Consider the following 14262-nt stretch of genomic DNA (forward strand, 5'->3'; position numbering starts at 1 on the left):
GATGAGTACGGTGCGGGGCCAGGGAGTGGTCGTCACGGGCGCGGCGGGCGGCATCGGAGCCGCACTCGCCCGCCGGTTCGCCGCCGAGGGGGCGCGGGTCGTCGTCAACGACCTCGACCCGGACCGCACCAAGGCGGCGGCCGAGGAGATCGGCGCCCTCGCCGTCCCCGGCGACGCCTCCGCCGTCGTCGAGGAGGCCCGCGCCGCGCTCGGCGGCCGGATCGACGTGTGGTGCGCCAACGCCGGACTCGCCTCGCCCGGCGACGCCTTCGCCGACGAGCGGGTGTGGGCCGCCGCCTGGGACGTCAACGTGATGGCGCACGTCCGCGCCGCCCGCGCCCTGCTGCCCGACTGGCTGGAGCGCGGCCGGGGACGCTTCGTCTCCACCGTGTCCGCCGCCGGACTGCTCACCATGGTCGGCGCCGCCCCGTACAGCGTCTCCAAGCACGGCGCGTACGCCTTCGCCGAATGGCTCTCGCTCACCTACCGCCACCGCGGCCTCAAGGTGCACGCGATCTGCCCGCAGGGCGTGCGCACGGACATGCTGACCGCGGCCGGCTCGGCCGGCGAACTCGTGCTCGCCCCCACCGCCATCGAACCCGAGGACGTCGCCGACGCGCTCTTCGCGGCCATGGCCGAGGACCGCTTCCTGGTCCTCCCGCACCCCGAGGTCGGCGCCTACTACCGCGCCAGGGCCGGCGACCCCGAGCGCTGGCTCGGCAGCATGAACCACATCCAGCGGAAGTGGGAAGGGGAGGACGCATGACCGGCACCACCACCGACGGCACGTCGATCTACGCCGCCAAGCCCTGGCTCGGCCGGCTCAGCGAGGCCCAGCGGGCCCCGATCGACCCGCCGCCCACCCTCCTGCACGCCTTCCGGGCCGCCGCGGCCCGCACCCCGGACCACCCGGCGGTCGTCTACTTCGACGGGCGCCTCGGCTACGCCGAGACCGACGCCCTCTCCGACTCCGTCGCCGGCCACCTCGCCGCCCGCGGCGTCGAGCGCGGCGACCGGGTCGCGGTCATGCTGCAGAACAGCCCGCACTTCGTGCTCGCGCTGCTCGGCGCCTGGAAGGCCGGTGCCACGGTCGTCCCGCTCAACCCCATGTACAAGACGGCCGAGGTCGGCCACGCCCTGCGCGACTCCGGCGCCCGCGCCGTCGTCTGCGCCGACCGCGCCTGGGCCGGCTTCCTCCGCGAGACCGCCGCCGAGGCCGGCGTCACCGTCGCCCTCACCGCCGACGAGCGCCAGCTCCAGACCCGCGACGACCCCCGCGTCCTCGGCTTCGAACCGGTCCCCACCGAGGTCGACGACCTCCTCGCCGTCGCCCGCGCCGGCCACCCCGCGCCCGCCGGGCGCGAACTCACCACCGACGACATCGCCCTGATCAGCTACACCTCCGGCACCAGCGGCACCCCCAAGGGCGCCCTCAACCTGCACCGGGGCATCGTCCACAACGCCGAACGCCAGCGCACCGGCCACCCGGTCCCGCCCGGCGCCGGCTACTTCGCCCTCGCCCCGCTCTTCCACATCACCGGACTGGTCTGCGAGCTCGGCGCCTGCTTCGCCAACGGCGGCACCCTGGTCCTCGCCCACCGCTTCGAGCCCGGAGCGGTCCTCGACGCCTTCCTGGAGCACCGCCCCGCCTACACCGTCGGCCCCTCCACCGCCTTCATGGCGCTCGCCGCGCACCCGGCCGCCACCCCCGACCACTTCTCCTCCTTCCTCGTCATCTCCTCCGGCGGCGCGCCCGTGCCGCCCGCCCTGGTCGAGAAGTTCCGGGCCGGCTTCGGCCCCTACCTGCGCAACGGCTACGGCCTCACCGAGTGCACCGCCCCCTGCGCCTCCGTGCCGCCGGAGCACGAGGCGCCCGTCGACCCGGTCTCCGGCACCCTCTCGGTCGGCGTGCCGGGCCCCGACACGATCGTCCGCATCGTCGACGAGGACGGCGCCGACGTGCCCTTCGGCGAGCACGGCGAGATCGCCGTCCGCGGCCCGCAGGTCGTGCCCGGCTACTGGGGGCTGCCCGAGGCCACCGCCGCCGCCTTCCCCGACGGCGAGCTGCGCACCGGCGACATCGGCTTCATGGACGCCGACGGCTGGCTCTACGTCGTCGACCGCAAGAAGGACATGATCAACGCCTCCGGCTTCAAGGTCTGGCCGCGCGAGGTCGAGGACGTGCTCTACACCCACCCGGCGGTCCGCGAGGCGGCCGTCGTCGGCGTGCCGGACGCCTACCGGGGCGAGACGGTGAAGGCTTACGTGAGCCTGCGCCCGGGCGCCGCCGCCGCACCGGCGGAGCTGTCCGCGTACTGTGCCGAGCGGCTCGCCGCGTACAAGTACCCGCGCGAGGTCGAGATCCTGCCGGAGCTGCCCAAGACGACTAGTGGGAAGATCCTCAGGCGGGACCTGCGGTCCCGGAAGTGAGCACACGCGTGAACGAAAGGCGGCGCAGCATGGCCAGGACGACGGAGGGGAACGGGGCGCCCGTTCCCCAGCGGCTCCTCGCCGCCGCCACCCGGCTCTTCGCCGAGCAGGGCTACGACCGCACCTCCGTGCAGGAGATCGTCGAGGCGGCGGGCGTCACCAAGGGCGCCCTCTACCACTACTTCGGCTCCAAGGAGGACCTGCTCCAGGAGGTCTACGCGCGCGTGCTGCGCCTCCAGCAGGAGCGGCTCGACGCCTTCGCGGAGGCGGACGCGCCGGTGGAGCAGCGCCTGCGGGACGCCGCCGCGGACGTCGTCGTCACCACCATCGAGAACCTCGACGACGCCTCGATCTTCTTCCGCTCGATGCACCACCTGAGCCCGGAGAAGAACAAGCAGGTGCGGACCGAGCGGCGGCGCTACCACGAGCGCTTCCGCGCCCTGATCGAGGAGGGCCAGCGCACCGGGGTGTTCTCCGACGAGACGCCCGCCGACCTGGTGGTGGACTACCACTTCGGTTCGGTCCACCACCTGTCGACCTGGTACCGCCCGGACGGGCCGCTCAGCCCGCAGCAGGTCGCCGACCACCTGGCCGGCCTCCTGCTGCGGGCCCTGCGCCCGTAACGCCGAGGCCTTCGGCCCCGGAGGCTAGAGGTACCTCTTCAGCTCCCGGCGGGCCAGCGAGCGCTGGTGCACCTCGTCCGGCCCGTCGGCCAGCTTCAGCGTGCGGGCCGCGGCCCACAGCTCGGCCAGCGGGAAGTCCTGCGAGACGCCGCCGGCGCCGTGCAGCTGGACCGCCCTGTCGATGATGTCGACGACCGCCCGCGGGGTGGCGATCTTGATCGCCTGGATCTCGGTGTGGGCCCCGCGGTTGCCGACGGTGTCCATCAGCCAGGCCGTCTTCAGGACGAGCAGCCGCAGCTGCTCGATCGTCACCCGGGCGTCCGCGATCCAGTTCTGCACCACGCCCTGCTGCGCGAGGGCCTTGCCGAAGGCGGTACGGGAGACGGCGCGCCGGCACATCAGCTCCACGGCCCGCTCGGCCATGCCGATCAGCCGCATGCAGTGGTGGATGCGGCCCGGCCCGAGCCGGGCCTGCGCGATGGCGAAGCCGCCGCCCTCCTCGCCGATCAGGTTCGACGCCGGGACCCGGACCCCGTCGAAGACCACCTCGGCGTGCCCGCCGTGGTAGTGGTCCTCGTAGCCGTACACCCGCATCGCCCGGCGCACCTCGACGCCGGGGGTGTCGCGGGGGACCAGGACCATCGACTGCTGGCGCCGGATGTCCGGGCCGTCGGGGTCGGTCTTGCCCATCACGATGAAGATCCGGCAGTCGGGGTTCATCGCCCCGGAGATGTACCACTTGCGCCCGTCGATCACGTACGAGTCCCCGTCCCGCCGGATCCGGGTCTCGATGTTGGTCGCGTCGGAGGAGGCCACCTCGGGCTCGGTCATCGCGAAGGCCGAGCGGATCTCGCCGGCCAGCAGCGGCTCCAGCCACTGCTTCTTCTGCGCCTCGTCGCCGAACTGGGCGAGCACCTCCATGTTCCCGGTGTCCGGGGCCGCGCAGTTGAGGGCGGTGGGCGCGAGGTGCGGGCTGCGGCCGGTGATCTCGGCGAGCGGCGCGTACTGGAGGTTGGTCAGCCCGGCACCGTGCTCCGCGTCGGGCAGGAAGAGGTTCCACAGGCCCCGGCGGCGCGCCTCGGCCTTCAGCTCCTCGACGATCGCGGGGGTGTCCCACGGGGAGGCGAGCGCGGCCCGCTGCTCCTCGGCGACCGGCTCGGCGGGGTACACGTGCTCGTCCATGAAGGCGAGGAGGGCCGCCCGCAGCTCCTCGGTGCGGGCGTCGAACGCGAAGTCCATGGCGGATCAGCCTTCCTGGAGGGTGGTGAGGCCGTGCTCGATGAAGACCGGGACCAGCTCGCCGATCCGGTCGAAGCCGGCGCCGACGGTCTGCCCGAGGGTGTAGCGGTAGTGGATGCCCTCCAGGATCACGGCGAGCTTGAACCAGGCGAAGGCCGTGTACCAGGACAGGGCGGAGACGTCGCGGCCCGAGCGGGCGGCGTAGCGCTCGATCAGCTCGGCGGCGGCCGGGTGACCGGCGGCCGTCGCGGTGGTGGACACCGGCGAGTCGGGGACGTCGAGCGGCGTGCTGTACATGACGAGGAGGCCGAGGTCGGTGAGCGGGTCGCCGAGGGTGGACATCTCCCAGTCGAGCACCGCCCTGATCCGGTCGTCGTCCCCGATGAGGACGTTGTCCAGGCGGTAGTCGCCGTGGATCACGGTCGGCGCGGGCGAGGACGGCAGTCCGCGCCCGAGCGCGGCGTGCAGCTCCTCGATGCCGTCCAGCTCGCGGCCCCGCGAGGCGTCCAGCTGCTTGCCCCAGCGGCGCAGCTGCCGGTCGAGGAAGCTCTCCGGGCGCCCGAAGTCGCCGAGCCCGACGGCCGCCGGGTCCACCGCGTGCAGGTCGACCAGGGTGTCGACCAGCCCGAGGACGGCCGAGCGGGTGCGCTCCGGGCCCAGCGGCGCGAGCTGGGCGGCCGAGCGGTACGGCGTGCCCGCCACGTACTCCATCACGTAGAACGGCGCGCCCAGCACCGCGTCGTCCTCGCACAGCAGCACCGTCCCCGGCACCGGCACGGCGGTGGCGGCGAGGGCGCTGATCACCCGGTGCTCGCGCGTCATGTCGTGCGCGGTGGCCAGGACGTGGCCGAGGGGCGGGCGGCGCACGACCCAGCGGGTGGTGCCGTCGGTCACCAGGTACGTGAGGTTGGAGCGCCCGCCCTCGATCAGCCGGGCGGTGAGCGGACCGGCGAGGAGACCGGGCCGCTCCCGGTCGAGGTGGCGGCGCAGCGCCTCGGGGTCGAGGCCGGGTGGGGGAGTGGGACTCATGCGGGGCGTACCTCCGGGATCGGCGTCGGTTCATGATGACCGACCAGTCGGTATGTCGTCCAGGGTCCCCCGGGAAAGGCGCTGCGCGACTCTGGCGTCCGGTCCGCCACCCTGAATAGGGTTCACATATGGATTCCGAGGACTCAGCGCTGCGCATCGACCGTGTCCACCTGACTCCCGTGCTCGTCGCCGACCCGCCGCTCCTCAACACCCAGGGCGTCCACCAGCCCTTCACTCCCCGCCTCGTGGTGGAGGTGGTCACGCGGGGCGGCGTCACCGGCCTCGGCGAGACCTACGGCGACACCCGGTACCTCGACCTGGCCCGCCCGCTCGCCGACGCCCTGCCCGGGCATCCGGTCACGCATGTGAACGAGCTGTTCGTGCTCGCCGCCCGGGTCTGCGACCCGCACCGGTCCGGCGGAGTGGACGCCCGGGCCGACGCCGGCGGACTGCGTGGCGCCCAGAGCGCCGACAAACTGCGCCTCTCCGTCGTCTCCGCCGTCGAGACCGCGTGCCTGGACGCCCTCGGCAGGACCCTCGGCCTGCCCGTGCACGCGCTGCTCGGCGGCCGGGTCCGCGACGAGGTCGAGTACAGCGCGTACCTCTTCCACAAGTGGGCCGGACACCCCGGCCAGGCCCCCGACGCGTGGGGCGAGGCGCTCGACCCGGCCGGCGTCGTCGAGCAGGCCCGCCGCTTCGAGCGCCTCCACGGCTTCCGCTCCTTCAAGCTCAAGGGCGGCGTCCTCCCGCCGGACCAGGAGGTCGCCGGCGTCCGCGCCCTCGCGAAGGAGTTCCCCGGCCGGCCGTTGCGCCTGGACCCCAACGGCGCCTGGACGGTGCGGACCTCGCTCGGCGTCGCCCGCGAACTCGCCGAGGTCCTGGAGTACCTGGAGGACCCGGCGACGGGCGTGGCGGCGATGGCGGAGGTGGCGGCGGCCACGGAGCTGCCGCTCGCCACCAACATGTGCGTGACCTCCCTCGACGAGGTCCCCGAGGCCTTCGCGCGCGGCGCCGTCCGCATCGTGCTCTGCGACCACCACTACTGGGGCGGACTGCACCGCACCCGTGAACTCGCCGCGCTCTGCGGCGCGTACGGCATCGGGCTCTCCATGCACTCCAACACCCACCTGGGCATCAGCCTCGCCGCCATGACCCAGGTCGCCGCGACCCTCCCGGCGCTCCGGCACGCCTGCGACACCCACTACCCGTGGCTCACCGAGGACGTCCTCACCACCACCCCCGTCTTCCGGGACGGCCGGCTCGCCGTCTCCGACGCGCCGGGCCTCGGCGTGGAGCTCGACCGCGACCGGCTCGCCGACCTGCACCGCCGCTGGCTGCGGGACGACGGGCGGTACCGCGACCGCGACGACGCGGCCGCCATGCGCGCGGCGGACCCGGACTGGCGGCCCACCCGCTGGTGAGCCGCCGCCTCCCGGGCCCCGGGGCCCGGACCCCGGGAGGCGTGACGTTTTACGCGTGGCAGGCGACCGGCACGCCGCCGTTCATCGCCGCCATGTCCCCGAACACCGCGGCCGGGTCCAGCGGATGGCCCTCGGGCAGGCCCTCCAGCTCCGCGTAGGCGCGGTGCAGATTGGCGACCAGCCGCTCGCTCTCCTGCCACGCGGCGAACTCGCCCAGGTCCGCCGCCCGGGCCGTCTCCAGCGGCGGGTCCCCCTTCGCGTACCCCTCGGCGGCCAGCTCCCGCACCCAGCGCAGATAGCGCTCGGTCGCGTCGTACGCCGAGGGGTCGGTCACCCGCCCGTGCCCGGGCACCACGGTGGGCGCGTCCAGCGAGCGCAGCAGGTCGAGCGCGCGCAGCGAACCGGCCAGCGACCCCATCGGCAGGAACGGCGTGCCGCCGTGGAACACCAGGTCGCCGGTGAACACCACGCCCTGCGCCGGGAGATGGACGATCGAGTCGCCGGTGGTGTGCGCCGGGCCCGGGTGCAGCACCCGCACCTCGGTCTCCCCGACGTACAGCGTCAGCGCGTCCGTGTACGTGAGGTCCGGCGGCAGGATCTCCACCGCGCCGAAGTCGGTCTGCGGCCACAGCAGGTGCAGCTGCCGCCCCGCGGCCAGCTGCTCGGCCCGGCAGTTGGCGTGCCCGACGATCCGGGCCTCCGGCCGGAACACCCCGTTGCCGTAGGTGTGGTCGCCGTGGTGGTGGGTGGAGACGATGGTGCGCGGCAGCGCGAGCCCGGCATCGAGGACGGCCGCGCGCAGCAGCCGCGCCCGGCGCTCGGTCGCGGCGGTGTCGACGAGCAGCGTCTCGCCGCCGTGGGGATCGCCGACGAAGCCGGCGTTGTTCAGGCACCAGCCCCCGTCGGGCTGGACGAAGGCGTGGACGTGCGGCGCGAGCGCGACGACGTACGGATCGGTGGCAGGCAAAGGGATTCCCCCGGATGAGAGCCCGAATCGGACAGGGGAAGAGTGCCAGCAGCGGTCGGCCCGGGGGAAGTCGGGGGTGCCCCGGCCAGGGGGCGGGTGTGCCGACAGGACGCGGCGCCCGACGCGCGCGGTGCGCGAGCCGGCACCGCGGGCGCCACCGCACCACTGCCCGTGACGTGGCGGGGCCGGTCAGAGCAGCACGGCGACCGCGAACGCGGCGAACGCGACCGTGCACATCGCGGCGAGCAGCGCGCCCCGGTGCGAGAGCGCGCGCGGGCGGCCCACGTCCAGGGACTGGATCCGGCGGTGCGCCACCGCGAGGAAGGCGATCCACACCAGGGCCGAGAGCCCGGCCGCGACCAGGCCGTCGGCCGTCACGTCGTCGTGGATCGCCTGCTTGCCCGCCAGGACGGCCACCACGGTGGCCGACAGGGTGGTCCGCCGCCAGGCGAGCCGGGTGCGCTCGGGCTGCAGCCCGGGGTCGCGGTCCGCGGCGGCGGGCCGGGTCACCGGCCGGCCCAGCCGAAGACCACGACCACCACCATGGCGACGGCGACCACCGCCACCGTGAGGCTCAGCACCGTCGGGAAGCGGGAGGCGGGCAGGTCGGCGCCGCGCCGCATGGCGCGCTCGCAGCGCACCCAGTGGTTCACGGCCCGCAGCGCGCACAGCACGCCCGCGCCGAGCAGCGCGAGCGCGAGCCCGACCCGGACGCCCCAGCGCAGGTCCGGCAGGAACTGGTCCACGGCGAAGCCCCCGCCGATGAGCGCCAGGGCGGTCCGGATCCAGGCGAGGAAGGTCCGCTCGTTGGCCAGGGAGAAGCGGTAGTCCGGGGTCTCGCCCTCCTCCCGGAGGCGCTGCGGCGCGAACCACAGCCGCAGGCTCTGTACGAAGTCGCTCACCCGGGCACCTTACCGATCCGGAGGGCCACCTTCCCGAACGCGCCTGCCGCCGTGGCCGGGCGGGCGCCCCTCCCGGACGCGGCTCCCGCCCTGGCCGGGCCGCGCCCTCAGCCCCGGTGCGCGAGCAGCCGTTCGTAGGCCATCCGCCCGTCGGGCACCCACTCCCAGGTGTCGAGCCGCTGCGCGAGCTCCTCGTCGGTGAGGAAGGCGTGCCAGGCGACCTCCTCCGCCTGCGGGTTCACCGGCAGGTCGCAGCGCACCTCGTAGACCGCCGACCACCAGCGCCCGCCGCCGCCCTCGGAGTCGTAGAGGAAGGTCAGGACGGGCTCGGGACGGGCCAGCCCGCTGACGCCGAGCTCCTCCTCGGCCTCGCGCAGCGCGGCGTCGTCGTACGACTCGCCGGCGCCGACCACCCCGCCCACGAACATGTCGTACAGGGACGGGAAGACCAGCTTGGTCGGGGTCCTGCGGTGGACGAAGGTGCGGCCCCGGGAGTCCCGCACCCGGACGAAGACGCAGCGGTGGATCAGCCCCCGCGCGTAGACCTCGCCGCGCGGGGCCTGCCCGATCACCCGGTCCTGCTCGTCGACGACGTCGAGTACCTCATCAGCGCTCATGCGCCCATGAAAGCACCGGCCCGGGCCGGTGCACCGGGCCCCGCACCGGCCCGTGGTCACTGGCCCATGACGTACTTCACGGTCGGGCCGGTGGTCCAGCCGCCGTCCACCGCGAGCTCCGCGCCCGTCACGTACGAGGCGGCGTCCGAGAGCAGGAAGACCACCGCGCCCGCGATCTCGTGCGGCTCGCCGACCCGGCCCATCGGGGTGTTGGGGTACTTGCCCTCGCCCTTCTCGATGCCGACGGAGGCGGTCATCGGGGTGTACGTCATGCCCGGGTGCACCGAGTTGACGCGGATGCGGGAGGTGCCGAGCTCCACCGCGCCGATCTTGGTGAGCCCGCGCACGCCCCACTTGGAGGCGCCGTAGCCGGCGGTGAGGGCGAGGCCCATCAGTCCGGCGGCCGAGGAGATGTTGACGATCGAGCCGCCGCCGGCCTCCTTCATGGCCGGTATCGCGGCCTTCATGCCGATGAAGACGCCGGTCAGGTTGACGTCGAGCACCTTGCGGAAGTGCTCCACGGACTCGGTCTCCAGGAACGCGCCGGTGGAGATGCCCGCGTTGTTCACCAGGCCGTGCAGCCCGCCGAACTCGGTCACGGCGTGGGCGACGGCCGCCGCCCAGTCCTCCTCGGAGGTCACGTCGTGGTGGCGGAAGCGGGCCCGCTCGCCGAGCTCGGCGGCGGTCGCCCTGCCCTCCCCGTCCAGGACGTCGGTGATCACCACGTTGGCTCCGGCGGCCACCGCCTGGCGGGCCGCCTCGGCGCCCAGGCCGCGGGCGCCGCCGGTGATGAGGACGGTCTTGCCGGTGAGGTCGTGCGGGTGGTTCAGGGGCTGGTTCACGGGGGGTCCCTTCAGGGTTGTCTCAGGGGGCTCAAGGGGCTCAGGGGGCTCAAGGGGGCCAGGGGTCCCAGGGGGTTCAGGTGATCCGGGGCGGTGCCGCCAGGAGCAGAGCGGTGGTCGTCCCGACCAGATCGGCGAGGAACAGCGGCTCGGGGGTGAGCGGATCGCTGCCGTCCAGGTACTGCCGGGCCCGGTCCGCCATCGCCGCGCCCACCACGGTGAGCGCCAGGTCGAGCCGCTCCAGGCGGAGCGGCTCGGGCAGCCCCTCCGTCGTGAGACAGGCCTCGACGCGCTCGATCAGGCGCCAGTAGCAAGTGCCGGCGAGCGTCGGGTGCGGGACCCGGGAGCGGACCCCGCTCTCGTGGCTGAGCTGGGCGGAGATCCGCAGGCAGCGGCGGCCCCGGTCGGTGCGCAGCTCGCTCGCCTCGGCGGTGACGAGCGCCTCGACGAGGGCGCGGGTGGTGTCGGCAGCGGCGTCGAGCAGCGGGGCGAGCACCTGCTCGGTGCGCCGCTGCCGGCCGGCCATGACGGCGTCGAGGAGCCCCGCGCGGGAGCCGAAGTGGTACTGCACGGCGGAGGGGTTGCCCTGCCCGGCCAGCGCCACGACGTCCCGCAGCTGGGCGCCGTCGACGCCCTGGGCGGCGAAGATCTCCTCGGCCGCGCGGATCAGTTTGTCCCGGGTCTCGGGGCCCGACGTTCGTGCCATGCCCCCATGTTAATGCTCGACATTAGAAAACGGGAGGGCCGGAAGCGGGGCCGCGAGCGGGCCCGCGGCGGCGGCGCGAGGGGCCCGCGGCCGGCCCGGAGCCGAGTCCGTGGCCGGGCGCGGCGCCGGGCCGGAATCCTCCCGGGCGTTGACTCGATACACCGGTGTATCGAAGATGCGGTGCATGCCTCATGAGTCGTACGACGCCGACGTGATCGTCATCGGGGCCGGCCTCGCCGGTCTCGTCGCCACCGCCGAACTGGTCGACGCCGGCCGCACGGTGCTGCTGCTCGACCAGGAACCCGAACAGTCCCTCGGCGGCCAGGCGCACTGGTCCTTCGGCGGCCTCTTCCTCGTCGACTCGCCCGAGCAGCGCCGGCTGCGCATCCGCGACAGCCACGCCCTCGCCCTCCAGGACTGGATGGGCACCGCCGGCTTCGACCGGCCCGAGGACGACGCCTGGGGACGACGCTGGGCCGAGGCGTACGTGGACTTCGCGGCCGGCGAGAAGCGCGCCTGGCTGCACGGGCTCGGGGTGCGCTTCTTCCCGGTGGTCGGCTGGGCCGAGCGCGGCGGCTACGACGCCACCGGCCACGGCAACTCCGTACCCCGCTTCCACATCACCTGGGGCACCGGCCCCGGCCTGGTGGCCCCCTTCGAGCGCCGGGTCCGCGAGGGCGTCGCCCGCGGCCTGGTCCGCTTCCGCTTCCGGCACCGGGTGACCGGCCTGGCCCGCACCGCGGGCGCCGTCGACACGGTCACCGGAGAGGTGCTCGCCCCCTCCGGCGCACCGCGCGGCACGGCCAGCGACCGCGAGGTCACGGGCGCCTTCTCGTACCGCGCGCAGGCGGTGATCGTCACCACCGGCGGCATCGGCGGCAACCACGACCTGGTGCGCGCGCAGTGGCCCGAGCGGCTCGGCACCCCGCCCGCCCGGATGCTCTCCGGCGTCCCCGCGCACGTCGACGGCCTCATGCTGGGCATCGCCGAGAAGGCCGGCGCCCACCACGTCAACCGCGACCGGATGTGGCACTACACCGAGGGCATCGAGAACTGGAACCCGATCTGGGCCCGGCACGGCATCCGGATCCTGCCCGGGCCGTCCTCGCTCTGGCTGGACGCCACCGGCAAGCGGCTGCCCGTCCCGCTCTTCCCAGGCTTCGACACCCTCGGCACCCTCGAACACATCATGCGCACCGGCCACGACCACACCTGGTTCGTGCTCGACCGGAAGATCATCGGCAAGGAGTTCGCCCTCTCCGGCTCCGAGCAGAACCCGGACCTGACCGGCAAGTCCGTCCGCGACGTCCTCGGCCGCGCCCGCGCCGACGTCCCCGGACCGGTCCGGGCCTTCATGGACAAGGGCGCGGACTTCGTCGTCGAGGACGACCTCGGCGCCCTCGTCCGCGGCATGAACCGGATCACCGGGCAGGACCTGATCGACGAGACCGCGCTGCGCCGCGAGATCACCGCCCGCGACCGCGAGATCGCCCATCCCTTCACCAAGGACCTCCAGGTCATGGCGATCCGCGGGGCCCGCCGCTATCTGGGCGACAAGCTGATCCGGACGGCACCCCCGCACCGCATCCTGGACCCGAAGGCCGGCCCACTGATCGCCGTGCGCCTCAACATCCTGACCCGCAAGTCCCTCGGCGGCCTCCAGACCGACCTGTCCTCGCGGGTGCTCACCGCGAGCGGCGAGCCGCTGCCCGGCGTGTACGCGGCGGGCGAGGCGGCCGGCTTCGGCGGCGGCGGTGTGCACGGCTACCGCTCCCTGGAGGGCACCTTCCTCGGCGGCTGCCTCTTCTCCGGACGCGCGGCGGGCCGTGCGGCGGCGCGGGCGGTGGGGTAGCCGGCCCACGGCCCGGGGCCGGACAGCACGACGCGGGCCGGTCGTCCGAGGGGACGACCGGCCCGCGTACGGGGGAGGGACTGCGCTAGATCACCAAGGACAGCAGCAGCACGAACCCGATGCCAACCACCGAGATGATGGTCTCCATCACCGACCAGGTCTTGATCGTCTGGCCGACGTTCATGCCGAAGTACTCCTTCACCAGCCAGAAGCCGGCGTCGTTGACGTGGCTGAAGAAGAGCGAACCGGCACCGATCGCCAGGACCAGCAGGGAGACCTCACCGGTCGACATGCCCGCGGCGAGCGGGGCCACCAGGCCGGCGGCCGAGATCGTCGCCACCGTCGCCGAACCGGTCGCGAGCCGGATCGCGACCGCGATCAGCCAGGCGAGCAGCAGGGCCGGGACGGACCAGTCCTTGGAGAAGTCCAGGATCATCTGGCCGACGCCGATGTCGATCAGGGTCTGCTTGAAGCCGCCGCCGGCGCCGACGATCAGCAGGATGCCCGCGATCGGGGCGAGCGACTTGTCGACGGTGGAGGACAGGCGCTCCCGGGTGAAGCCGGCCGCGCGGCCCATCGTGAACATGGCCACGATGACGGCGGCGAGCAGGGCGATCAGCGGCGAGCCGATGACGTCGGTGACCTTCTGCAGGCCGTTCTCCGGGTTGTCGACGACGATGTCGACGAGCGCCTTGACCAGCATCAGGACGACCGGCAGCAGGATGGTCGCGACCGTGACGCCGAAGCCCGGACGCTTGTCCAGGTCCTCGGAGGGACGGCTCGGGATCATCTTCTCGGGCGCCTGGATGTCCACCCAGCGGGCGGCGTAGCGGGAGAAGAGCGGACCGGCGATGATCACGGTCGGGATCGCGACGACCAGGCCGAGGGCGAGCGTGATGCCCAGGTTGGCGCCGACCGCGTCGATCGCGACGAGCGGGCCGGGGTGCGGCGGGATCAGGCCGTGCATCACGGACAGGCCGGCCAGGGCCGGGATGCCGATCCGCATCAGCGAGTAGTTGCCGCGCTTGGCCACCATCAGGACCACCGGGATCAGCAGCACGATGCCGACCTCGAAGAACAGCGGCAGACCGATCACGGAGGCGATCAGGACCATCGCCCACGGCATGGCCCGGCCACTGGCCTTGGCCAGGATCGTGTCGACGATCTGGTCGGCGCCGCCCGAGTCGGCGAGCAGCTTGCCGAGGATCGCGCCGAGCGCGATGAGCACGCCGACACCGGCGACGGTGCTGCCGAGTCCGGTGGTGAAGGACTTGATGGCGTCCGCGAGCGGGGCGCCGGCGAACGCGCCCAGCGCCAGCGACCCGATGGTCAGCGCGAGGAACGCGTGCAGCTTGAACTTGGTGATGAGCAGGACGATGACGGCGATACCGGCGAGCACGGCGATGCCGAGCTGGGCGTTGCCCGCCGAGGTGATCGGCTCGGCGGCGTCCGCTGCCAGGATCTCGACGCTGAGACTGGTCACGGTGGGTCCCTTGGGTCAGGGGGTCGGGGGACAGCGGCCCGGGAGCCCGGGGGGAGGGCTCTGCGGGGCCGGTGGTGGCCGGGGCCGGCGGGCCGGCGGCGGCCGTGGCGGTGCGGGGCGGTGCGGGGGCTCCGCCCGACCGGGAAGGGGG

Annotated in this window: 14 protein-coding genes; 5 read left to right on the plus strand and 9 right to left on the minus strand. The window is 73.9% G+C overall.

The window, feature by feature from the left end; translation table 11 throughout:
- Position 1 precedes the first annotated feature (1 nt).
- From ACIGW2_RS21215 to ACIGW2_RS21225, 3 genes are read left to right on the plus strand one after another with little or no spacing between them, the layout of a single operon-like run.
- On the plus strand, positions 2-766 hold the full coding sequence (locus tag ACIGW2_RS21215) for an SDR family oxidoreductase (protein WP_391653912.1): 765 nt from the start codon (positions 2-4) through the stop codon (positions 764-766).
- Positions 763-2430: a class I adenylate-forming enzyme family protein gene (locus tag ACIGW2_RS21220; protein WP_391653911.1), complete on the plus strand. Its 1668-nt coding sequence runs from the start codon at positions 763-765 to the stop codon at positions 2428-2430. Before ACIGW2_RS21215 ends, ACIGW2_RS21220 begins: the two co-directional genes overlap by 4 nt.
- A 29-nt stretch (positions 2431-2459) precedes the next feature.
- Positions 2460-3053: a TetR/AcrR family transcriptional regulator gene (locus ACIGW2_RS21225; protein WP_361580249.1), complete on the plus strand. Its 594-nt coding sequence runs from the start codon at positions 2460-2462 to the stop codon at positions 3051-3053.
- A 24-nt stretch (positions 3054-3077) separates the two neighbouring features.
- Here the strand turns inward: ACIGW2_RS21225 and ACIGW2_RS21230 are convergent, their stop codons facing one another.
- Positions 3078-4292 (minus strand): acyl-CoA dehydrogenase family protein, encoded by a 1215-nt coding sequence (locus tag ACIGW2_RS21230; protein WP_391653909.1) that lies wholly within the window; start codon positions 4290-4292, stop codon positions 3078-3080.
- 6 nt (positions 4293-4298) lie between these two features.
- Entirely contained in the window at positions 4299-5321 is a 1023-nt protein-coding gene (locus ACIGW2_RS21235; protein ID WP_399845087.1) for a phosphotransferase family protein, read from the minus strand.
- Positions 5322-5449: 128 nt separating this feature from the next.
- Between ACIGW2_RS21235 and ACIGW2_RS21240 the strand changes: the two genes are divergently transcribed.
- Positions 5450-6742 carry an enolase C-terminal domain-like protein gene (locus ACIGW2_RS21240; RefSeq protein WP_399845089.1) on the plus strand — a complete coding sequence of 431 codons (1293 nt, stop codon included), beginning with the start codon at positions 5450-5452 and terminating at the stop codon, positions 6740-6742.
- A gap of 49 nt (positions 6743-6791) precedes the next feature.
- Here ACIGW2_RS21240 and ACIGW2_RS21245 read toward each other — a convergent pair whose 3' ends face one another.
- The 6 genes from ACIGW2_RS21245 to ACIGW2_RS21270 all read right to left on the minus strand — a co-directional run bounded on the left by ACIGW2_RS21245 (position 6792) and on the right by ACIGW2_RS21270 (position 10776).
- The gene (locus ACIGW2_RS21245) at positions 6792-7709 is read right to left on the minus strand and encodes an MBL fold metallo-hydrolase (RefSeq protein ID WP_399845090.1); all 918 of its coding nucleotides are present in this window, start codon (positions 7707-7709) and stop codon (positions 6792-6794) included.
- A 189-nt stretch (positions 7710-7898) separates the two neighbouring features.
- On the minus strand, positions 7899-8219 hold the full coding sequence (locus ACIGW2_RS21250) for a DUF202 domain-containing protein (RefSeq protein WP_399845092.1): 321 nt from the start codon (positions 8217-8219) through the stop codon (positions 7899-7901).
- A complete protein-coding gene (locus ACIGW2_RS21255) occupies positions 8216-8611 on the minus strand; it encodes a DUF202 domain-containing protein (RefSeq protein WP_356073357.1) in 396 nt (131 codons plus the stop codon). The genes ACIGW2_RS21250 and ACIGW2_RS21255 overlap by 4 nt, the downstream gene beginning before the upstream one ends.
- Before the next feature lie 107 nt (positions 8612-8718).
- A complete protein-coding gene (locus ACIGW2_RS21260; protein WP_391653904.1) occupies positions 8719-9228 on the minus strand; it encodes an NUDIX hydrolase in 510 nt (169 codons plus the stop codon).
- Between the two features lie 56 nt (positions 9229-9284).
- Positions 9285-10058, minus strand: a complete 774-nt coding sequence (locus tag ACIGW2_RS21265) for a glucose 1-dehydrogenase (RefSeq protein WP_399845381.1) — start codon at positions 10056-10058, stop codon at positions 9285-9287.
- 88 nt (positions 10059-10146) lie between these two features.
- Positions 10147-10776 (minus strand): TetR family transcriptional regulator, encoded by a 630-nt coding sequence (locus ACIGW2_RS21270; RefSeq protein ID WP_391653902.1) that lies wholly within the window; start codon positions 10774-10776, stop codon positions 10147-10149.
- A gap of 184 nt (positions 10777-10960) precedes the next feature.
- Between ACIGW2_RS21270 and ACIGW2_RS21275 the strand changes: the two genes are divergently transcribed.
- Positions 10961-12628 carry an FAD-binding dehydrogenase gene (locus tag ACIGW2_RS21275; RefSeq protein ID WP_391653901.1) on the plus strand — a complete coding sequence of 556 codons (1668 nt, stop codon included), beginning with the start codon at positions 10961-10963 and terminating at the stop codon, positions 12626-12628.
- Between the two features lie 85 nt (positions 12629-12713).
- On the opposite strand, the gene ACIGW2_RS21280 is transcribed toward ACIGW2_RS21275, so the two are convergent.
- The gene (locus ACIGW2_RS21280) at positions 12714-14111 is read right to left on the minus strand and encodes a GntP family permease (protein ID WP_391653899.1); all 1398 of its coding nucleotides are present in this window, start codon (positions 14109-14111) and stop codon (positions 12714-12716) included.
- Between the last annotated feature and the right edge of the window lie 151 nt (positions 14112-14262).

Origin of the sequence: Streptomyces sp. NPDC053541 (assembly GCF_044544705.1) — a bacterium.
In the GTDB taxonomy this organism is placed as follows: domain Bacteria; phylum Actinomycetota; class Actinomycetes; order Streptomycetales; family Streptomycetaceae; genus Streptomyces.